Origin of the sequence: Leptospira bandrabouensis (assembly GCF_004770905.1) — a bacterium.
GTDB lineage: Bacteria > Spirochaetota > Leptospiria > Leptospirales > Leptospiraceae > Leptospira_A > Leptospira_A bandrabouensis.
The window spans coordinates 1,335,405-1,358,195 of the sequence record NZ_RQHT01000014.1; the positions used below are offsets into that span (position 1 = coordinate 1,335,405).

16 protein-coding genes are annotated in these 22,791 nt (G+C 35.4%); 6 read left to right on the forward strand and 10 right to left on the reverse strand.

Features of this window, described 5'->3' with window-relative positions; genetic code table 11:
• Position 1: 1 nt before the first annotated feature.
• The 7 genes from EHR07_RS13575 to EHR07_RS13605 form a co-directional block, all read right to left on the reverse strand.
• Positions 2-505, reverse strand: a complete 504-nt coding sequence (locus tag EHR07_RS13575; protein WP_135745560.1) for a hypothetical protein — start codon at positions 503-505, stop codon at positions 2-4.
• Positions 505-3,018 carry a TonB-dependent receptor plug domain-containing protein gene (locus EHR07_RS13580; RefSeq protein WP_135745561.1) on the reverse strand — a complete coding sequence of 838 codons (2,514 nt, stop codon included), beginning with the start codon at positions 3,016-3,018 and terminating at the stop codon, positions 505-507. The genes EHR07_RS13575 and EHR07_RS13580 overlap by 1 nt, the downstream gene beginning before the upstream one ends.
• Positions 2,990-3,331 carry a hypothetical protein gene (locus tag EHR07_RS13585; protein WP_135745562.1) on the reverse strand — a complete coding sequence of 114 codons (342 nt, stop codon included), beginning with the start codon at positions 3,329-3,331 and terminating at the stop codon, positions 2,990-2,992. Before EHR07_RS13585 ends, EHR07_RS13580 begins: the two co-directional genes overlap by 29 nt.
• Positions 3,328-3,726 carry a hypothetical protein gene (locus tag EHR07_RS13590; protein WP_238735678.1) on the reverse strand — a complete coding sequence of 133 codons (399 nt, stop codon included), beginning with the start codon at positions 3,724-3,726 and terminating at the stop codon, positions 3,328-3,330. The genes EHR07_RS13585 and EHR07_RS13590 overlap by 4 nt, the downstream gene beginning before the upstream one ends.
• An 8-nt stretch (positions 3,727-3,734) precedes the next feature.
• The gene (locus EHR07_RS13595) at positions 3,735-4,106 is read right to left on the reverse strand and encodes an LIC20211 family lipoprotein (RefSeq protein ID WP_135745563.1); all 372 of its coding nucleotides are present in this window, start codon (positions 4,104-4,106) and stop codon (positions 3,735-3,737) included.
• A 126-nt stretch (positions 4,107-4,232) separates the two neighbouring features.
• Positions 4,233-4,970 carry a LytR/AlgR family response regulator transcription factor gene (locus EHR07_RS13600; RefSeq protein WP_135745564.1) on the reverse strand — a complete coding sequence of 246 codons (738 nt, stop codon included), beginning with the start codon at positions 4,968-4,970 and terminating at the stop codon, positions 4,233-4,235.
• A 9-nt stretch (positions 4,971-4,979) separates the two neighbouring features.
• A complete protein-coding gene (locus EHR07_RS13605; protein WP_135745565.1) occupies positions 4,980-6,905 on the reverse strand; it encodes a PP2C family protein-serine/threonine phosphatase in 1,926 nt (641 codons plus the stop codon).
• A 92-nt stretch (positions 6,906-6,997) separates the two neighbouring features.
• Here EHR07_RS13605 and EHR07_RS13610 point away from each other — a divergent pair, with 92 nt between their 5' ends.
• The 3 genes from EHR07_RS13610 to ahpF all read left to right on the forward strand — a co-directional run bounded on the left by EHR07_RS13610 (position 6,998) and on the right by ahpF (position 10,196).
• A complete protein-coding gene (locus EHR07_RS13610) occupies positions 6,998-7,915 on the forward strand; it encodes a hydrogen peroxide-inducible genes activator (protein WP_135745566.1) in 918 nt (305 codons plus the stop codon).
• Positions 7,916-8,028: 113 nt separating this feature from the next.
• Positions 8,029-8,592 carry an alkyl hydroperoxide reductase subunit C gene (ahpC, locus tag EHR07_RS13615; protein WP_012389934.1) on the forward strand — a complete coding sequence of 188 codons (564 nt, stop codon included), beginning with the start codon at positions 8,029-8,031 and terminating at the stop codon, positions 8,590-8,592.
• A gap of 44 nt (positions 8,593-8,636) precedes the next feature.
• Positions 8,637-10,196 (forward strand): alkyl hydroperoxide reductase subunit F, encoded by a 1,560-nt coding sequence (gene ahpF, locus EHR07_RS13620; protein WP_135745567.1) that lies wholly within the window; start codon positions 8,637-8,639, stop codon positions 10,194-10,196.
• Here the strand turns inward: ahpF and EHR07_RS13625 are convergent.
• Both EHR07_RS13625 and EHR07_RS13630 read right to left on the reverse strand, forming a co-directional pair.
• Entirely contained in the window at positions 10,182-12,560 is a 2,379-nt protein-coding gene (locus EHR07_RS13625) for a PAS domain-containing protein (RefSeq protein ID WP_135745568.1), read from the reverse strand. The genes ahpF and EHR07_RS13625 overlap by 15 nt on opposite strands.
• Positions 12,561-12,604: 44 nt before the next feature.
• The gene (locus EHR07_RS13630; protein ID WP_135746296.1) at positions 12,605-13,039 is read right to left on the reverse strand and encodes a hypothetical protein; all 435 of its coding nucleotides are present in this window, start codon (positions 13,037-13,039) and stop codon (positions 12,605-12,607) included.
• 146 nt (positions 13,040-13,185) lie between these two features.
• On the opposite strand from EHR07_RS13630, the gene EHR07_RS13635 reads away from it, so the two are divergent.
• The 3 genes from EHR07_RS13635 to EHR07_RS13645 are packed head-to-tail and all read left to right on the forward strand — an operon-like array spanning position 13,186 to position 22,068.
• Positions 13,186-18,255, forward strand: a complete 5,070-nt coding sequence (locus EHR07_RS13635; protein WP_135745569.1) for an alpha-2-macroglobulin family protein — start codon at positions 13,186-13,188, stop codon at positions 18,253-18,255.
• Entirely contained in the window at positions 18,252-20,441 is a 2,190-nt protein-coding gene (locus EHR07_RS13640) for a transglycosylase domain-containing protein (RefSeq protein WP_135745570.1), read from the forward strand. Before EHR07_RS13635 ends, EHR07_RS13640 begins: the two co-directional genes overlap by 4 nt.
• A 43-nt stretch (positions 20,442-20,484) precedes the next feature.
• Positions 20,485-22,068, forward strand: coding sequence for a sulfatase-like hydrolase/transferase (locus tag EHR07_RS13645; protein ID WP_135745571.1), 1,584 nt, complete (start codon positions 20,485-20,487; stop codon positions 22,066-22,068).
• Here the strand turns inward: EHR07_RS13645 and EHR07_RS13650 are convergent.
• Positions 22,065-22,736, reverse strand: a complete 672-nt coding sequence (locus EHR07_RS13650) for a TetR/AcrR family transcriptional regulator (protein WP_135745572.1) — start codon at positions 22,734-22,736, stop codon at positions 22,065-22,067. The two genes, EHR07_RS13645 and EHR07_RS13650, sit on opposite strands and share 4 nt — an antisense overlap.
• Positions 22,737-22,791: the final 55 nt, after the last annotated feature.

Below are 22,791 nucleotides of genomic sequence, written 5' to 3' on the forward strand. Positions count from 1 at the left end.
ACTATTCTCCGTGTTGAATGTTATTAAATAATAAATATAATGGAATCTTATCGTTACTAATTTGATTGTTTGTTGATGCAAAACATGATCTTAAACAAGAGATTGCTGAACTAGAAGTTAGACTCGATTCAATGAGAGCAGGAATTGTAGATTGTGCACAAATTCCAGAATTAGTTTTTGTTTTCCAGTCTGTTACTTGACATTCAAAAGCACAAGTTTGTGCAATTCCCGACATATCTTTGTAGAGGGGATTTGTTAGCAAACCTTGGCAAGTCTGGGTTTTTACTGCAGCTGTGGTATTTGTAAAAGTTGCTCCTATCGAATCCGCATAAGCTTTAAAACATAAATCTTTGTTCGTAATCATTGATTCACATGTTTCTTGTGGGGCATTCAAAGTTGTAAGATATTGTAACAACACTGTTTCTTTATAGGAGTCTTCAAATTTTTTTGGTTCCGAACATGAGAAGACAAATGAAATAGCTAAAATGGAAAACCAGAATTTCATTAGAAATGTACCTCCATACCAACGTTAAAGAATGGAATTACTGTTCCACCTGGCAGCTGTAAGGTTCCGAAGGTATCGTTCTCCTTGGGATTGGTTGCGGAAAAAGGACGAGAATTGTCAAAATCAAATCCGTTTTTATTTTTTCTCATATAAACGTTTACGATTTCCAAATACCAGTTTAGGTATCCCCATGAATAATTTTCAAAAATATCAAATCGAATATCTAGTCTATGGAAATCTGTTCCTCGTTTTACATTACCGTATTCGGATGTGTAAGGGTTGTTAGAGTATTGTGGGTTCCAATAAGTTAGGCCATTCAGTGGATTTGAAAACTTACCGCCATCATCTCCAACAACTGGTCTAGAAGGAATCGATGTTAAATAACTCCACCTTCCACCAATTTGAAAACCTTCATTCATTCTCCAACCGTAAATTAAGTTCGCAACGTGAGTCCTATCCCAAGGTGCTAATTGTTCTTTTGAGTTTGGAAAATATGCGGCGAGGATTTTTCTTTCGATTCCACCAATTTGCGAATTATCACCTTCATAAATTTGGTATAAATTTGTATTTTGAAATGATTGTGACCAAGTATAGGAAATCCAACCAAACCAGTCTCTTGTTCCTGGACGTGCATTTTTACGTATCAAAAGTTCATAACCATGTGACCAACCTGTAGCCCGGTTTGAATAGTTTAATGGCCGATTGGCGACGATAGGTTGTGTTAACCATTGGCCTTTATCAGGATTTAAACCAACAGGAGTAGATGCATAAGGATCATCAATGATGGTATCAGTGAATTGGTTTTTAAACATTTCCACTTTTACTTGCCATACTTGATCAATTTTTTGGTCAATTCCTGCACTGACTTTTCTTGCTCGTTCAAATCTTAAATCAGGGTTTCCTGTTTCTGCATTAAAGTTTGTTGTTAAAGGGAATCTGGAAACATCACCACCACTTCCGTATACAGTCATTCCTTTCCCAATTTCAGGAAAGGTATAGGAGGCAGTTGCCCTTGGTGTTAACGCACCATTTCCTGTAACTTGAATATAATCGTAACGCGCTCCCGGTTCAAATAGAAAGTTTCCGAACTTAAAATGAAGAGTCGTGTATGCATTGTAATACGGAGATACACCTCGAATGCTAATAGGTCTTCCGACGAAGTCTGGATTGGACGAATTGTATGGGTTAGGTGATGGATTGGTTGGATCGCGTAAAGCTACTTCTGTTCCGTAATCTCTAAAAGAGAATTTTCTAACTTCTGTTCCAAAATCAACTTTTAGAAACTTTGTAGCTGTCCAATAGGCATCTTGACGAACACCAACATAACTTCCTCTTTGGTATTGTTTTCCTTGGATTGAACCAAAACCAACATTGTATTCACCTATTGGATCAAAGTTAATTAATGTGATACGGTTTTGAAATTTATCACCTGGAATCCAAGTGTATCGCAAGGCAGTTGTCCTAAAACTTTGACCAAAACTAGCTTTTGCACCACTGAGTAGTGCAAAGGCAGAACTTGTTGGATCATTAACAGGTTTATTCGGAACGTTTATTGCAAAGTTATCTTGTGCTGTTAAGTTATAAAAAGCGATTTGGTGTTCAGGTGTGAAGTTATGGACGTACTTAATTTGAGAATCATTGTAACGAGGAAGACGAATTCCCTCAGGTAATAATCCTGTTGCTCCTAATGATTTATCTAGATATCCAAGTTTACCTGCAATTGCCAAATATCCTTTTCCACCTGAAGTGGGTGTGGCAGCGTAAGCAGTTGTATTCCATAAGGAAACTTGAAATGCCCCTTTTGTTTTTTGAACTGCATCGACAGTTTCAATTTCAATGATACCACCAGTTGCATTATTAAAGTTTGCTGGGTATGCACCTGAATATAGGTCAATTGACTTAATTAAATCATTATGGATAACTGAAGTTAAACCATCTAAGTGGAAGGGATATAATATTGGAAGATCATCGTATAGGTATGTGTTTGCATTTGGGTTCGCACCACGAACAATGATCCCATTGGCTCCTCCACCAAATCCAATATTAGGAATGACTCCAGGAAGTGTTTCCAACGCACGAAGTGCTTCTCCAAAAGTTCCTGGCATCCTTTTGATTTCTTCATAACGAACTTTGGTTCGGGAAGCTACGGTCTTTTCTCGTTCTCCTTCCACAACAATCCCGGTTCTTGGAGCACTTGCTTTTTTTTCTGTATAAATAGTCCTTGATTCGTCTTCAGATCCAACAGATATCTTTATTTCTTGGATTCCTGTATCACGTAACAAGCGCAAGGTGTAGTCGCCGGGAGATGGAAACTCTAATGTGACATTTCCTTCTGCATCCGTTTGTGCGAATTTTTTGGTTTCAAAAATAAGAACTGATAGGTTCTTCTCTGCAATTTCCTTTTTGGGATTAATGAGTTTTGCACGGATACTTACCGCAAATATTGGGGATCCAATACAAAAAACAAAAATCCCTAATAATAATTTATTTAATTTGAGTTTTGCTGATTTCATTGAAGTTTAAATACCAAGGGATCTCTCCCGTTTCTTGTTCGAGATAAATAAGCGTACATGGTAAGGGATAACCAAGAAATGGACATTCTGTACGAGTAATCGCAATTGTACATAAATCTAAATTTCTTTGGATTGGTTTATTTAATACGAGTAAAGGTGGATTTGGAATTGGGTTGCCACATTTGTCTGCGGCAAATTTTGCTGCAGAGTAAATTTGGCTTTGGGCATCATTTGTATCTACACGATCAATTCCTGGACCGCAGTTAATCACAAATAAAATCAGAAATAAAAGAACAAACGTATGGAATCTCATTTGGTACCTTTTAACCCTGGTTTTTCAGTATCTTCAGGTTGACCAACAACATCTGCAGTTACATTCACAACAGTTACCAGACCTAATGGAAAATAGGCTTTATCTTCTCTTTGGACTTTGATATTGATTAAGGTTTTCCCGTTAGGGTATTTTTCCAAAATTTGACTCATCGCCAGTTCTACGTTAGGTGCTTTTGTTACTGGAAACATACCTAATAAATAGAAAGCAGAGTCCTGTCCTTTCCCTTTGCCGAGAATTTTGTAATCTGTGGATCTAACTACTGTGGCTGAATCAAATAGAGTAATTTCTTTAGGTACGTGGGAACCTATACAACCCGTAAGCATAACCAAAGCAGATAGAAAACTTATAAAAATTTTATGAAATGAGGTTTTCATTCGTGATTCTATTTTTTGCTTTTAGGAGTTGTTTGTGCGGAGAAACGGACCAAGTCCCCTTTGATAGTAAATCGATATCTAGTTAATGGTCCAAATATAGATTTGTCGTTCCAATAACGAATATTCACGAGAGCATCTCCAGAATCTTCTTCCATAACTTTTTCATACAAATCAGTGATGGGTGGCTCTGTGAACGGCAAACCAAAAAGGATTAAATCAAGTGCATACCACGTAAAGGTTTTCTCTACAGTTTTTACTGTTTCGTAAGGAGCGTTGGGAATTGGTTTGTTGCTTGTGGCAATTCCAACGGAAGAAGAGGCACAATTCATTAATCCTAAAGATAAAAAGAAGAAACTAGCGACTGTAAAATAATGTTTCATAAAAAGACTCCGTCTGCATCCAAATCTCATTTTTACTGGTTGGGTCAACGGAATAATTATACTAACGATGATTAACTACTCATCCAGGAATGAACGCTACATATTCCGGAGTGAAATCTGTTGGGACTACAATTTAAGTGCTTCTTTTAGGTTTTGAGCAAAGGAACGGCCTACGGGGAGGGTAGTTTCATCCTCGTTTTTTAGTTGGATCGTATAAGAACCGCCCTTGTCATAACGAAGGCTTGCCACATAATTCAAATTAACTAAAAATCCTTTATGTATACGAATGAATTGTTCTGAAGGCAGTTTTTCTTCAATTTCCTTAAGTAATTTTGAAGTTTCGTAGTCTTTTTGGGAGGTATGGATCACACAACTTTTGTTATTTGCTGAAATAAACTGTATATCATCAAAGGAAAGTAAAAATACAGCAGAATCTGATTGTATCTTGAGATTCGTTAATTTTCCTTGGGGCGGTTGTTTGTTTTGTTTTGTTTCTTGCAAAAAACGTAAAGCTTTGTCTACGGACTTTCTAAATCTTTCAAACGAAAATGGTTTTAGCAAATAATCAGTGGCGTCTAAATCAAATGCTTCGACTGCGTGTTCACTATATGCAGTTGTGATGATAAAAAAAGTCGATCTACTATGTTCTTTCCTTAAAATATCCATCCCATTCACTGCAGGAAGGTTGATATCCATAAACACTAAATCAAAATGTTTTTCATGAAGGAGGTTTAATGCCTTGTCCCCACTTTCTGCAATGCCTGCTAATTTTAGCTCGGGACAGTTCATGACGTAATCCATCATTAGCATCCTTGCTGGGTATTCGTCTTCGATGATTAATACAGAATAGGAGGATGATTCCATGAATTTAATTTAAGTTATATCAATAAATAAAAAAGTGACATCGTCTTTAAGTTCCTCTTCGGAAAACTTTGAAATTTGTACGATAATTTCTTGAGATAACGTTTTGATATCTTTGTCTTTTCCTCTCTCCAGTAAATCAAGTATTTTGCTTTCACCAAACAATTTATTTTCGGCGCGAGCTTCTGTAACACCATCAGTGAAAAAAAAGTAACGATCACCAGTTTCTATATTGTGAGTCCATTCATCGTAAGTAAAAGATTCCCTCCATCCTATAATCGGACCTTTGATATTCATAAATTCAAATTTACTTTTGTCACGATTATAAATAAGAGGGTTTGGATGGCCAGCAGTTGAAAAGGTAATTGTTTTTACATTTGTATCTATCAATGCACAACATGCGGTGATAAAATATCTACTGACAAGTGAAGTAAGTGCTTGGTTCATATGTTCTAAAACATCCTTTGGTGACTTGATGTTTTTAGTTGATTCTCTGAATTGTACCTTTACCATAGAAGAGACAAAAGCGGCAGGAACCCCATGTCCAGCAACATCAGCAATTAACAAAAGCAGACGGTTTTCATCCAATTCAACCCAATCATACAAATCCCCACCCACTTGTTTCATCGGTAGATACGTGCTATGGATTCGAATTCCAATCGTGTTTGGATGTTCTTTAGGTAGTAGATAACTTTGAAGCTGTGAGGCAAAAAATAGGTCCTGTTCTAAATCCTGATTTTTTTCACGGAGTTCTAAAGTTCTTTCTCGAACTCTAATCTCTAAATCCTTTGTTAGTATAGAGAGTTCTTTTTCATTTTTTGCATGTCTATAGGAGATTGCCACTCCCGAAAGAATCATTAATACTAAAAAACCATACTGTGTTAGGTATATATTTTTTCCGGAGGTCACATCGATAATGATATCAATGGTTGTTCCGATGCAGATACAAATGAAACCGGCGGTTAAAAAGTAGGCTTCAGCTTTTTTTGCTTTAGCAGCTCGAATGACTCCTCGGATGATAAAAAATACCACAAGGATCAATGAGAATTCCCAAATTCGAAGTAATAAAATTCTTGTTGGGATTTCTAAATTCCAAGTCTGGAAAAATGCAAGGCAAAGAAGGAAAAAAATTAATAATCTTTCTTTGAGTTGGAGTTTGGTTTGAAATAAAGAATAACTAAATAAAAAGATAGATATAGGGAGTAAAGTTTGTGCAGTGAAAAATACTTTTAACCAAAAGAAAAAAGAAAAATCTGTGTAAGTATAACTAATGTTTAAAAGTGGTAATCTCCACATAACAAATATAAGTGTAGATAAGAGGAGATAAAAATTAGATTTAGCCTGTCTTTTGAGTATAATGGAAAAAATTTGGTAAGCACCAATTCCAAAAAACAACATGATAAAACAAAAGTCACGTCCATCTTCTTTGATGATGAATTCTTGTAATTGTTCATAATTCCCCATGACTGGAATTTTTCTAAACAATCCACCTTGGAATGTTTTGTTTCTAAAATGAATTTCCAATTCTAGATCATTGGGTTCGTTGACTTTAAGAACCGAACTTGGGATAAAATAAAGACGTTTGTAATACCAGTTTGGGGAATAAAATCCATCACTAGAGACAGAACCTGTTTCTCCTAACAATACCCCATTCACAAAAAGTTTGTCGACCTCTTGAATTCGGTCTAAGTAAATACCAAGTGGTTTGTTGTTTGGTTCATAATAGAAGGAGGTTTTATAGGAGCCGTGGACCGGTGGGTTCATTCCTTGTAAGGCGAGACCTTTTCCTACTTGGATGGGAATTGTTTTCCCTTGGGACGTAAATGTCCAACCCTCTGAAAGTGTCGTCAGGTACTTCGGACTTACTTTTAGTGGTTCCGAGGAGAGCGAAAAAACTGAGGTAAGTAAAATAGGGAAAATAAATGAGAGGAATCTCATCACTACCGGATAAGGTAAGTTCTGTACATCAAGAAAGCAAGTTGATTTTCAATTTCTTATATGGTTTAGTTAATTTTTTGGAGCAAATCTAAATGACAATCACTCAACTTCGGTATATTGTAGCTTTGGACCAGTTTAAAAGTTTTGCAAAAGCCGCCGAACATTGTTTAGTTGCTCAGCCGACTTTGAGTTTACAAATTCAAAAGGTAGAGCAGGAACTTGGTTTTGAATTATTTGATAGGAAAAAAAATCCAGTCATTACCACCAAATTGGGAAAAGCGGTGGTAGATCAGGCAAAAAATACCTTAAAAGAAGCCGACAAACTTTTTGAAATCGCAGGGCAATGGAAGGATGAACCTGCAGGTAGTATCTCTATTGGAATCATTCCCACTGTCAGTAATTATTTAATTCCTTCCATTTATCAGAGTTTACAGACAGAATTTGCAAAAGTTAATTTTCGGATTTCTGAATTACCCACTTTAACCATTCTTGAAAAATTAGAATCGGAGGAAATTGATTTAGGGATTCTTGCCACTCCATTAAAAATTCCAAATATCGTGGAACAACCGCTATATTATGAACCTTTTGTTGTTTATTATCCAAAAGATGCCAAAGAAAAGTCCAGATCGGTTTCTATGAAACATATAGAGAAATATCCTCTTCTTGTATTAGGAGAGGAACATTGTTTTCGTCACCAATCATTAAAAATATGCAATAGAAACTCACTTGCCAAAATTGAAAGTGGAAGTGTTGAAACACTCAAACGAATGGTGGATATGGGAATTGGTGTGACACTTTTGCCTAAATTATCTGTAATTGCAACTTCAGAGCGTGTGGTTCCATTTAGTTCACCGGAACCTGCAAGAGAGATTAGTTTGGTTTATAAAAAAGGATTTTATAAAACTAGAATTTTGAAAAAACTCACAAGTTTGATTTTAAGTGTAATTCCTGATGAATACCATACTAAAGAAAAGTTTAAAATTATTGGTGTATCATTAAACCAAGATTAAAAATTAAGCAAAACTTGGTCGATAGTTTTTGTAAATCTTGTCATTTATAGTATTTATTTTACAAATGATCTAATTGGGAGTATATTCTTCTTAACAACAAAGGAGGATATTCAATGTCCAATATCAACACTCAAATTCCAGATTTTACTACGGAAGCTTTTCATAACGGTGCTTTTAAAAAAATAAGCAAAAAAGACGTTCTTGGAAAATGGTCCGTTTTTGTTTTTTACCCAGCGGATTTTACATTTGTTTGCCCAACAGAACTTGGCGATGTAGCAGATCATTACGAAGAACTCCAAAAAATGGGAGTCGAAGTTTATTCGGTTTCTACTGATACACATTTTGTTCACAAAGCTTGGCATGAAGCAAGTGACACCATTAAAAAAATCAAATTCCCTATGTTAGGTGATGCTTCTGGAAAGATCACTAGAGGCTTTGGAGTGATGATTGAAGATGATGGTCAAGCACTTAGAGGAACATTTGTAGTGAATCCTGAAGGTGTGATTAAAACTGCTGAGATCCATGATCTTGGAATCGGGCGTTCCGCGGAAGAACTCGTTCGTAAAGTGCAAGCAGCACAATATGTTGCAAACAACGACGGCGAAGTTTGTCCTGCAAAATGGAAACCAGGTAACACAACATTGAAGCCAGGTCTTGATTTGGTTGGAAAAATCTAAATGACATTAGGCGGGTTAGTGCCCGCCTAAATCGGGAGGTTATTATGTTAGATGAATCAACAAAAGAACAAGTAAAACAATACTTTGAAAGAATCAAAAATCCAGTGCAGATACAATTGTATTCTGGAGACCATGAAAAACGTGAAGAATTGATTGAATTTCTAAATGATATTGTTTCTTTAAGTTCTAATCTTTCTTTGGAAATTTCTGCGGCTATCAATGATGGACTTCGATTTACCATTCTTTCCGAAGGAAAACCAACAGGGATTGAATTTTCTGGAATTCCCATGGGACATGAATTTACTTCGTTGATTTTGGCAATTCTTCAATCGGGTGGAAACCCAATCAAATTGGAAGAGGGAATTCTTTCCACAGTTTCTAAACTCAAAGAAAATTTACACTTTGAAACATTCATTTCGCTTGATTGTCATAACTGTCCTGAAGTCGTTCAAACTCTCAATAGTTTTGCTCTTGTGAATCCTTCTATTTCACATAACATGATTGATGGGGCTATGTATCCAGAGTTAGTAAAAGAGAAAAATATCCAAGGAGTTCCAGCGGTTTTTCTAAACGGGAAACGTTTTCTTTCCGGAAAAGCCGAAGCTTCAATTATTTTTGATAAACTTTTAGAGTTATATTCTTTACCCGAAACAACCGAAAATACAACTGATCTTTTTAAACCAAGTGAAATTTATGATGTAACAGTAATTGGTGGTGGTCCTTCGGGAGTGACAGCGGCAGTATATTCTGCAAGGAAAGGATTAAAAACTCTTGTCATTGCAGATAGGTTAGGTGGTCAAGTGAAAGATACTTTAGGTATTGAGAATATAATTTCCTTACCTTACACAACTGGCCCTGAGCTCACAAATGTTTTATCAGAACAACTAAATAAAAACCAAATCAAAAAGAAAGAAAACGTCCGTGTGTTAAAAATTGAACCTGGAAAATTAAAAACCATTCATTTGAATACAGGCGAACGTATTGTTACCAAAACTGTGATCTTGTCAACCGGGGCAAAGTGGAGAGAACTAAACGTTCCAGGTGAAAAAGAATTTGTTGGAAAAGGCGTGGCCTATTGTCCCCATTGCGATGGTCCTTTTTTTAAAGATAAGGATGTTGCTGTGGTGGGAGGAGGAAACTCAGGAGTTGAAGCGGCATTAGATCTAAGTGGAATCGTAAAGTCAGTGACTCTAATTGAATTTGGTGACAAACTAAATGCTGACAAAGTATTGTTGGATAAAGTGGCCGAGTCTCCCAATATCAAAACTTTAGTCAAAGCACAGACGACTGAAATTCAAACAAATGCTGAAAAAGTAACAGGGCTTACCTACAAGGATAGAAGTTCAGAAAAGACGGAAACCATTCCACTGGATGGGGTGTTTGTACAAATTGGACTTGCACCAAACAGTAGTTTTGTGAAAGATTTGGTGGAAACAAATCGTTTTGGCGAAATTTTAATAGATGAAAAATGTAAAACCAGTGCGGATGGAATCTTTGCTTGCGGGGATGTGACAAACACTCCTTATAAACAAATTATCATCGCAATGGGTGAGGGAGCAAAGGCTGCGATCAGCGCTTTCGAATATCTTTTACATGCGGCCTGATAACAGCCATTTTTCAATGGTAGAATAAAGATCTGCGGTAGATATCGGTTTGGTGAGAAAATCATTCATACCCGATTCTATCGCTGTATCTTTTACTGAAAAAAATGCTCCTGCCGTAAGTGCAACGATAGGTGTTTTTTTGTGAGTATCTTTTTCTAGTTTTCTAATTTCGATGGTTGCCGTATAACCATCCATAATTGGCATTTGTAAATCCATAAATATTAAATCTGGGATTTTTAATTGGAATTGTCTTACTGCATCGGCTCCATCAGTAGCAAATCGCAAGTGAATACATGGATATCTTTTTAATAACATTTTTGATAATAGTTTTTTGTTTAAATCATTATCTTCTACAATTAAAATATCGCTTTGTAATTGATCGTTTTCCACGATTACCGATTCATCTGTGGTAGTGTTTTTTTCTTCGAATAAGTTGGAAGATACTGAACCCGTTGCATTAACTTGCAATGATAATATAAAACTGAATTTACTTCCTTTCCCAAGCTCACTTTCGATATGAAGTTGAGAATTCATTTTTTGAATCAGTTCACTTGTGATTGTTAGGCCAAGTCCAGTTCCACCATATTTACGAGTGATGGATGTATCCGCTTGGGAAAAGGAATCGAATAACTTTGTTTTTGAGTTTAGATCAATTCCAATTCCTGTGTCCAATATTGAAAATTCAATGTCTATGAATTCTTCAATTTGTTTAATTGGTTTTACAGAAACAATGACTTCTCCTTCGTGAGTAAATTTAATAGCATTACCAATTAAATTGGAAAGCACTTGTCTGACCCGCAATGGGTCTAAAGAAACAAATTTTGGTAAGTGAGAATCTAAATTTAGTTTTAAATGAATGGCCTTGGATGCAGCTGAAATTTTAAAGAGATCAACAGTTGATTGTACCAAATCAGTTAAATCCGTGCTTATCAATTCCAGTTCCATTTTGCCGGAGTCGATTTTAGAAAAATCAAGAATTTGATTCACTAATGATAATAAACTTTTTCCTGAAAGGCGGATATTCTGTAATGATTCCTTTTGTTCTTCGGTAAGATTGGAGTGTAACAAAAGTTCTGTGAAGCCAATAATTCCATTGAGTGGGGTCCTTATTTCGTGACTCATGTTGGCTAAAAAGTTTCCTTTTGCCATATTGGCAGCTTCTGCCATTTCTTTTGCTTTTCTAAGTGTATATTCTATTTTTTTGGTTTCAGTTAGGTCAGAATTGGAACCAACCATTCTAATTTTATTTCCAGAAGAATCTCTTTGGATATAACATCTTGAGAGAACATGGGCATAATTCCCTTTTCTTTTTTTCATTTGGAAACTAAACTCAAAAGTTTCCCTCTGTGAGAGCATGATGTTATCTAAAAATTCAGTAACCCAATCATAATCATCAGGATGAATCAAACTTTTCCAATAATCAATGGGGACATTTTCTGATTTTTCATCATTACCAAATTCTAACCACCATCTTCTCGAGTAGATGACTGAGTTGGTAACAAAATCCCAATCAAACCAACCATCGGAGCTTACTTCTAGAATCAAAGCATATCGTTCGTTAGATTCCTTGAGAGCATTTTCGGCTCGTTTCTGTTCGGTAATATCCTTACTTGCTCCCACAATGAATTTGAATTTTCCGTCTACTTCAATCGGAGTAAGGGCAGTGGTCCAGATTTTTGTTCCCGCTGGCATAGGAATGCTTTCTTCGTAGGTAATTGTGGTTTTCGCTTTTAAAACATTTTGGTAGTTTTTAATAACTGGTCTGCCTAATTCTTCACCTAACAGATCTATTGGTGTTTTTCCTTGTATTGATGATTGGTTTATGCCAGTAGATTTTTCGTAAGCAGCATTGATACGCCTAATTACAAATTTGTCATCATCCATAACCTCAATTAGGAACATTGAATCTTGGCTTCCATTAAACAGAATATTGTTTTCAAGTAACAACTGTTTAATTTCGCCTGTTTCATTTTTGATAATATCTTGTAGGGAAAGTAATTCAGAAATGTCTGCAATGATTCCGTCGAACCGTAAGATTTTTCCATTTTCGTCTCGAATCAATCTACCTTGGCATTGAACAAATTTAATTTTGTTGTTTTTTGTCTGGATTCGATAACGAATGCGAATTTTATCATCAGCATTCAGTGAAATTAAAGCGGTTTCGACAATGGATCTATCATCTGGGTGGATTAAGTTTTTCCAGTTTTCATGTTTTTCTGTAAAATAATCTATCGGGTATCCGGTAAGTGTTTCTGCTGATGGACTAATATAAATGATTTCTAATTCGGGATAGGTCGCCGAAAATATTACCTCCTCCATGGCGGAGAGAATTTGTTTTTCCAGTGAAGGTGGAGGAGGACGCATACCTACCATTGGACGAATCTTTTTTAGGGATTTAACAAACTAGATTAGGATTTTCTAATAAGAAAGGGAAGTGCCAGCGAAGGTGTAAATTTGTTGTAGCTCATTCCCAGCAGGTCGGTATCGTTTAAAACCCGGAATTCATCAATAAAGTAGGGCCAGGGGAAGGGGGCATCTTTCGTATATTCTAAGATCAGACTAGGATTTCCGTCGAGAGGTGAATTCCTCAAAGATAATTTCATGGGGTGACGCATTTGAAATTCCGTAGTTTTTGGAGGCAAAAATAAATTGTAGGCAGTGTCTGAGCCATCAAATGATTTCCCCCACCAATGGCGAAAAGACATAAAATTTAGGCTGAAACTAGCACCGACCTGAAACCATTTGGGTCCTAACCATTCTGCTTTGTAATTTCCAGCAGGAAAAGATCCTGGTGCTTTTAAGTCGAAAAATTGTTTTTTGATTTGAGATAGGGACATCGTCATCAATCAAATTCCAAAAATTTAAAAGCATAGCGAAAATTCTGATCCAGATAAAAAAATATAGAAAGATTTCTATTTTCATTCAGGAAAGAGTTGGCAAGAGGTGCTGCCCTTCGTAGAACAGGGAACATTCGAATTTCGGAGTTCTCATGCGTAAGTTAGTATTGGCCTTAGGGTTTCTATTTTTTTTAAGTTCTTGTAATTCTATTAGCGGGATTTTCCGGTCGATCAAACGCACAATTTTTCCGAGTAGTTGCCGCATCGAAGTCAAACTGGACACAACAGATCTCAAATACTTAGAAGATCTTTGGGATTATCGCATTACCGTTACGGAAGATACCAACTTACAAGAATTAGCCTCTGCAATCCAAATTTTACCAAAACCATCTAACCCGAGAACGGAATTTTCCGATTACATAAGTCGCGAGTTTTCTCTCGATTCTTGGAACTTTGATTCAGGAGTTGAATACGAAATTAAAATCGGAAAGTTTTACGCTGAGAATGACTGTTTTTTAGAAACACCTGTTAGTTTTAAACTTCCAGTAATGACCAATAAACCTTCCTTTTATCTATCTCGTGAAAATATTTTTGAATCTAGTTTAAACAAAGTACTTCCTATATCTATTTCGAATGTTCCTGAATTCCAAATTCGATCAGCAGAATTAAATATACCTACACTTGTGAACGCAGTGGCGACATTAGGGAATCGGTATTATGAATATGAAAGTCAATTGAATTGGAAAAACTCCATCTGGAAATCTGGACTCAAAATAAACTCGTTTGGCAACCAAGGGATGGATATTGATAATTACTTTGGATCAAAACCTAATACAAAGGCATGGATTGCATTACAATTAGGTGCGAATGTTATCGGTGAAAACAACAAAGAGGAGTTTAAGAGAGAATCCATTTTTTTACAGTCCACAAACTTAGGAATCACAACAAAACTAGATCCTAATACTCTCCATGTTTGGGTGCATAGTTTATCGAAAGCAGAACCGGTTATAAATACAAATATAAGTTTGTATGAAAAAGGAAATTTGCGTGGGACGTGCAAAACCGATAAAGATGGATATTGTAGTCTTCCATCCTTGAGTGATACAAAGTCTTTCGATAAATCAGTGTTAATTGCTGAAGATTCATTGGGGGATAAAGCCTTCCTTCATTTTAATGAAACGCATATCGAAGGTTATAGCGATTATTATTCAGAAAACAACGTAAAAGGAAAGATTTACTTTGATCGAAAGTTATACCGACCTGGTGATCGTGTTGAAATTAAAGCCGTAATTGCAGAAAGAAAAAATGGAATATTGATACCTTATTCTTCTAAATCACTCAACCTACAAATTAGAGATTCACGTGGAAAGGATGTGGCAAATACCAATCTAAGTTCCACTTCTCAGGGAGGTATAAACACAAGTTATCTCATCTCTTCGGATGCATCGCTCGGACATTATTCTGTTTCTGTTTATATTCCCGGTAAGGACGGTTCTATCACTTATGATACATTCCAGGTGGAAGAATTTCGGCCCGTGAACTTTATGGTAAACGTAAATTTGGCGAATGCGGTAAACAAAGATCAAAACGTCAAAGGTACAGTAGAAGGTAAATATATGTTTGGAGCTCCTATGGGAGGAGCTAAAGTAAGTTATTCGGTATTAAAACGGAAAAGATTTATAGATTTTGATTCATTTTCTAATTATGATTTTTCTGATACTTGGTATGATTATGAAGATGAATATTCTGGAGGTAATTCAGATTATGTAACCGGTTCTGAAGGAGTTTTGGATAGCAGAGGGCTTTTTAGTTTGGATATTCCGGTCAAAGAGTTGACACGCAAATTTGTTACCGATGGTGAAGATATTGAAATCGCAGATCCATTCAATTTGGTTGTGGAATCATCTGTATATGATGTGGATGGAAAGTCAGTTACAAAATCTTCCAGTATACCCTACAATCCTTCAGAAACTTATGTTGGTTTAAAATGTAATGATAGATACCAAACTTTAGACAAACCATTTCAGTTTGGAGCTGTCGCCGTCAATTTACAAGGCAAAGCCGTTGCCGGTGCTGAGTTAAAGGCTTATATTATTTATAACGATTGGACTTCTGTATTATCAAAAGGATTAGGAAAGTTCTTTTTTCGAAGTAACCAACTAACTAAAAAAGTTGTAGAAACTAAGAAGCTGATTTCTAAAGCCGAAGGAGTTTCTTTCGATTATCGTGCGAAAGATCCTGGAAGTTATACAGTTTTGGTTTTAAATCGCGATAAAGTTTTTTCTCGAGTGGATTTTTATGCTTATGAAAAAGAATCATATTACACTTGGGACTTTCGTGGGGATGATTCGATTGAGTTACGTACCGACAAACAAGAATATAAAATTGGAGATAAAGCAAAAATATTAATTAAATCTCCTTTGCAGAATGCGCGAGTTATTGTAACCGTCGAAAGAGATTCTGTTTATTATAAAAAATCATTTTTGATGAAAGGAAACAGTGCCCCTTTAGAAATTCCTATCGAAGAATCCTATTTACCAAACGTTGACGTCAATGTTGTGATGTTGTCAGGAAGATTACCTGTTCCTGAAGGGCTTTCCGCTGAGGATATAAAAGAGTTCAATGAACAAGACTTAGGTGCTCCGAAAGCAAAAACTGGTTCTGTCACTTTAAAAGTAAACTTAGCATCCAGAACTGCTCCTGTTGTAATAAAAACTGACAAAAAAGAATACCAACCTAGAGAACAAGTGAAGTTATCTATTCAGTCAGCTCCCGGTGCAGAACTTACAGTGTCGGTAGCAGATCGAGGTGTTCTAGATTTGGTTGGTTATTCCTTCCAAAGTCCAGTACAAATGTTTTATCAATATTGGTATAATATGGTTAAAACTTTTGAACTTCGTAGTATGATCATCAAACATTATATATATGAAAACAAAGGAGATAGTCCAGGAGGAGATTATGGCGAAGATTCAGGAGGTGGTTTTTCAGCGGAATCAGAATCGGGTGCAAGAAAAGACTTTCGATACACTGCTTATTGGAATCCGGTTGTAATTGCTGACAGTAATGGTAATGCAGATTTAAGTTTTACGTTACCAGATAACCTTACCACATTTCGAGTGATGGTGGCATCTTCTGCGAATGGAAAATTTGGTGCATCCAATGCTGAGTTTACCGTTAAAAAGAATTTAGTTTTACAGAAGACGGTGGCGCGGTTCATACGTGTGGGCGATAGTTTAGAGTTAGGTGGAAGTATTACTAATAATACTAAGAAAAAGGGAAAATTTAAATATAAGATAGATTCTAGTTTTTTACCTGAGAACAAAGGTTGGTCTTCTATTGAATTAGCGGCAGGCCAAACCAAAGAAGTTCTTCGAACCTTCCAAATTTCCGAATCACAATACATCAAACTAAAATTGGATCATCCTAAGGATGAAATTCAATTGTCTTATCAAATGTCAGTAGAACCTGAGAATATTTCGGACTTTGTCGATTTAAAAAAATCAGATTTATCGGATTCTTTGGCGGTGAAAGTTCCCATTAAGGAATTTGATCCGGTAACAGCTATTCAGTTTTCTGGTTATACTGATTCCGAATTTAAAACTATCATCAACGTTCCTAAAAAAGAATCTATATTGCTGAATAAAGGTTCTTTAGACATCCGGATGTCTGGAACTGCTTTGACTGCATTAAAATCCGCTTTTGATTTTTATGAATCCAATCCTTATTTTTGTATGGAACAGAGAACCTCTGCTTATCTACTTTCTTTAAGTGCAGGTGAGTTATTGAAAGAATTTCAATATAAAGCACCTTCAAAAGATTCTTATGATTTTACACAAATTGAAAAATTGTTTTTAGATGAGATGTCTGAATTCCAAGCGTCTGATGGAAGTTTTAAAGTATGGAAAGATTCTGGTCGAACCGGTTATCCTTATTTGACTGCTTATGTTGTTTCTGTAATGCAGATTGGAAAAGAAAAAGGAAAAAGATCAAATTCACTAGCTTATCAATCTGCTATTCAATATTTACAAAATTATGTAAAAAATCCAACAGAAACTTCAGTTAACTCTTATCAAACTCTTAGTTTGATTTATTCGGTGCTTTCCAAAGACAAAAAAGAGGTTCGTTCTTTAGAAAAAACTCTTATCGATCACTTTGAAGAACTGAATTTGAAGTCGCGTGGTATTTTTCTTACCTCTTATGCAGAAACACATAAACTTGAATCTTACGAATCTGATTCTGTATTTAAAAAATTATTTTCAGAATATACAAAATACATATCCTATGAAAAGGAAGTTTTCACATTAAAACCATTAAAAGACAACGCGGAAGAACAATACTATTACTCCTATTATAACTCTTCAACGGTTCTTGGAAATTATTTGAGATTGTTGTTAAGAGTGGATTCTAAAAATCCCCGGATTGTTGATTTAGTAAAATCCATAATGATGGATCGACAAAATCATTTTTGGTCTGACAGCCACAGTGTTGGAACCATTGCACTTGCGTTAGCTGAATATCGAAACCGTTTTGAGTCAACATCGTTAGACACCGAAGGCCAAGCTATTTTTGGCGAAAAAACTTTGATTAATGAATCGTTTTCCCCTTCATCTGATTCTATCTATAAAGAAGAAATTACGTTTGATCGTTTGTTTGATTCCAAAGACCCTTCGGGAAGACCTTTACTTTTTAAACGTACAAGTTCCGAAGGAAGACTTTATTTTCAATCTAGGTTAATGTATGTGCCGGTTAAAGATACCACCACACAGAAGTTTAATGGTTTGGAAATTCGTAAAATTTTATTTAGAATTGATGGAAGAGATTCCAATGGTAATCCAATCTTAAAAGAAGTGACTAATCTCCAACGAGGATCTACTTATCTTGTGAAAGTAAAAATTTTAAGTAACACAGATCATGCATTTGCTATGATAGTTGATCCGATTCCTAGTAATACGGAGATTGTGAACACATCCTTTTTGACAGAAAAACAATCAGATGGAGAGGAAGCTGATGTTACTGAAAGTTATTATGGAGGATATAAAGAATATAGAGATGATCGTGTTATCTTTTCTGAAGATAGACTTGCTAAGGGAGAAACAGAGTTTAATTATATACTAAGACCAGTTGCTAAAGGTAATTCGATATTGCCAGCAGCAAAAACATTTTTGATGTATCATCCTCAGTTTTACGGCAATACCAATACAATTCGAGTGAAAGTGGAGTGATTTCTAAAAAAGTAAATATTATAATTATTCTGTTAGGTGGAGGGATTCTTTTCACCTTAGCAGCTTTTTTATTAAGACCCATTTATTTTGAGTCATTACGAAATCATTCTACGGTCCGTATTGTTACAGAAGAAGGAACGCTCATTGGTAGAGGGAAAAACTCAAATCAAACGAAACAAGATTGGGAACAAATTCGCGAATATCCAAACTTCGTTTTGGAAATCATTAAAATCGCGGAGGACAAACGATTTGACTCCCATCATGGTGTTGACTTATTAGCTGGCTTTAATTCAATCCGCTCCTATCTTTTTTCAAAAGGAAAAAGAGGTGGTGCATCTACGATTACCATGCAATTGGTTCGGATTCAAAATCCTGAGATTCGTTCGTATCCATTTTTTTTGAGAAAATCTTTTGAGATCTTTGAAGCGATACGATACGAAATTTGGCTTTCAAAATCTGAAATTTTAGAAGCTTATCTAAATTCTGTATCCATTCATTCAAATCTTGTTGGATTTCCTTCCGCCTCACTAACATTATTTGGGAAACACATTCGTTTTTTGTCGGTTGAAGAGGCAGTATATTTAACGGTTTTAATTCGAAAGAACAAACCTGGTTTAGAAGAATTATCAGTTCGTTATAACAATCTAATCGAGCGAATTCCCTATGAGTTTCCGAAATTAAAAGATCCAAACGAACTGACTTTAAATTTTCAATCTAAAAGTAAGTCCGAATTAACCGAAGATTGGAAAGGAGAAAATCAACATTTCCTGAATTGGATTCGTAAGTTAATCTCTATTCCTTCAGAAGAATTTGTTTCTTCATTATCCTCTGAACTAAACTCAGAATTACATTCGATTGTAAATTCCGAATTGGAAGGTCTTACTAAATGGAACGTATCGAATGCGTCTGCAATCGTATTAGAACGAGTGCCAGACAAAGTGGATGAGTTGGAACTACGGGCCATGATTGGATCTAAAAATTTTTTTGAAGATGGGAACGGAATGGTGAATGGTAGTTTAGCATATAGAGATGCGGGAAGTACATTGAAACCGTTGTTATATGCTATTGCTATCGATAAAGGTTATTATACTGTGAATTCTATTTTCTCGGATGAAAAATATTCGTTTTCACTTGGGCAAGGAGGGAATTATCTGCCGAGAAATGCTGACTTAAGGTATTGGGGAGATTTAACTTTAGCAGAAGCTCTCGGTAATTCTCGTAATATTCCTGCAGTCACGGTTATTAATCAAATTGGAGTTCCAACGTTTTTTCGATTTTTACAATCGGCTGGTTTTTCACACTTAAAGGAATCTCCGCAGTTTTACGGTCCAGGTTTGGCATTGGGTGCAGGAGGGACTAGTCTTTTGCAACTAACGCGCGCTTATGGTTCATATGTAATGAATGGCTTACTACCAAAAATTCGTCTTGGAACCATTGATAAAAAACCATTATATTATGGTTCAACACAGCGTTTGTTTTCACCAGAAACTGCAGAAGAAATTAAATTTGTTCTAAAAGATCCAAAATTACGACAGAGAGCTTTTGGCAGAAGAAGTTATTTGGATTTTCCTTTTCCAGTATCAATTAAAACTGGCACATCAAAAGATTATCGAAATTCTTGGACAGTTGCATTTAACGAGAGATATGTGGTAGGTGCCTGGGTTGGTAATTTTTCTGGTGAACGTACGATGGATGTATCAGGTTCGTTTGGTGCAGGACGTATAGTGCAAAACATATTCCGAAACTTGATGAAAGATAAACCAAAACAAGAATTTACTCCAAAATTCACTGAGACTAAAAGTTTTTGTCGCCTCACAGGAAAACTTGCTATGGAAAAATGTCCTGTCATCGCACTTCGCATTAGAAAAAAAGTAATTCCAGATGAGTTCTGTGAGGAACACACAGAAAAGACAAAACAATCAATACTCGGAGTTGGGTTTATTTACCCTTCAAAGGGTCAAATTTATTTATACCATCCTTCCTATGAGAAAGAGACACAAAGTATCCCCGTTCGAATTCGTGAAATTAAAACTCTAAAAGAACCTAAACTAGTTTGGAATGGAGAAAAGGAACTAATACCTTCACCTAACGGTGAATTGCGAATACCAATTTTTCGTGGCAAACAATCCTTGGTTTTATATGATGGGGATGTACAAAAGGCAACTGTTGATTTTGAAGTTAAATAAGGTTACGTTCGATGTTATTTTTTCCATCTGGAAAAGTACACCTATGTTCTATATTTATTTGTCCTTATATTGTTTTCAGGGAATTACTTCAGGGTCCATCGATGTTTGGATATATTTACATAGTTTTTTTCTGAATACATTTACCGTTGTTGTTTTATTTTTAGAATTCTATTTAAGATATAAACAGGATCAAGGAAATCAATATAGTTTAATTTTACGTTTAATTTCTTGGATATTATATGTAATGATTCTTGGTTACCAACAAGTATACCAGACTCAGGTGAATTATGAATTGTTTATCTATTTTTTAAAACATATACAACTTTTGTTTAATGATTTAATCAGTTTTTTATACCAATGGAAGTTGTCGCAATGGATCGTTTTGTTTTTAGGATTTTATTGGATTCTTTATAAAACTCGAAAAAAGATTTTTATTCTATTGTCAGTGGTGATTTTGTTTTTTCTTTCCTTTCATGTGGAAAGGGAGGATTTGGATGTTCGTAATAAATCCTCAATCTCCATCACGCAAACTAAAAGAGTGAAAACGTTTTTGGAATCCATACCAGAGAAATCAAATATAGTTTTTGTTATATTGGAAGGTGTTTCTAGAAAACATTTATCTACACAAAGATCAAATTACATCGATTTTTCTCTCCTAGAAGGGTCCCATTTTTGGATTCCCATGCCACATACTTCTAAAAGTTTATTTACGTGGATGACTGGACAATCGCAACTTTATCAAACCAGATTGCAATTAGATAATTTTTTACTGGAAGATAGTCTTCCTAAACAATTACAAAAAAAATATAATTACCAAACCTTTATGATTTATACACAATCCATTTACTTTGAAGGAATGGATAGGTTCTTTCCGAAAATTTTTCAAACAGTATGGGATAAAACTACATTAGAAAAAGAGTATGGTTCTCTGTACTCCTCATTTAGTTGGGGTATGGACGATCGCGTGATACTTGCTGCACAAAAAAAAATAAACCTAAAATCAAATGATCCTTTGTTTGTATTGATTGGTCTAAGCCAAACTCATAGTCCTTATTTTGTTGCAGTAAATGGACTTAATTCTGAATGGAAATCACCATCCATTCGTTATAAGGTAGCTTTACAGGAAGAAGTGAAGGTATTGGATTCTATTATTTCTTATTGGAAAGAAAATTCGGATCGTGAAACAGTAATTATAATATCTGCAGATCATGGGGAATCTTTTGGCGAAGAAGGTGCCCATGCACATAATTATTCATTGTATAATCAGGAAACAGATGTTCCTTTTCTTTTTTATTTTGTTAAATCGGGAAAAATCTTTAGTCCGAAACAGGGTACTTCAATAGATTTTAAAACAACGATCCTAAGTTTGTTAAATCAAAATAAAGACCAAGTTCATTTGGATCGACGTAAACTCTTTTTTACACCTGATTATAAACTGGAATTATTTTTAAAAACTTGGAATTCTGAAATTCAGAAATCGTGGATTATATCTGACAAAAAATATATTTATCACAGTGACCGCGATCAGTTACTAGAGATGGAATTGGATGATAGTAATAGAAAACAAGTAATAGACGTTAAGTTAAAAGAAAAGTTGGTAAAACAGATTTTATCCGAAACTCGCTAAGTGATTTTATAGCCGTTAAGTAGTGTAAGGATCGATGTTCTGAGGAATTTTTTATAATCTAAAACAAACATATCCAATCCATTTTCTTTCACTGCATCTTTCACTTGGTTTGAAGGAAATCCATGTGACCAAGATCCAATCGCTAAAGCATGACATTGCATCAAAAATAAAAATGCAGATTGTCCATTGAAAAAAGGAAACACTTTGATAAGAAGGGGGAGGATTTTGTAAATTTGATCTTTAAGGCTGAGTTTAAATTCACGAATGGTGTCCACACTTGCATTTTTTTCTAAGATGGTTGGAACAATTGGCAATAGTTTTAAAAAACGGACATGTCTATCCATTGAATCAACAAACCAATTAGAAAACACTTCGGCATCGACTACTTTGGTTTCTTTTAAAAAACCTTCCATATCTAAAAACCAAGCTTCATAGTCTGCATTGTGAACTCGAAGACAAAGATCTTCTTTTGTTGGAAAGTATAAATACAAAGTGCCTTTGGCAATTTTAGCACGTTTCGCAACTTCATCCATAGATAACTCTGCCCAATCTTTTTTTTGTAAAAGATAAGCTGCGGATTGAAGAATGGAGGTTCGTTTGGAAATTTTATCTTTTTCCAATACGGCTCTTTTTTTAGGCGAACGTTCTGCCATTGGCGTGCGGCTCATACTTCCAGAATGCGAAAATCTTAAAAAATATGCTAGGAAAAAATATACGATTGAC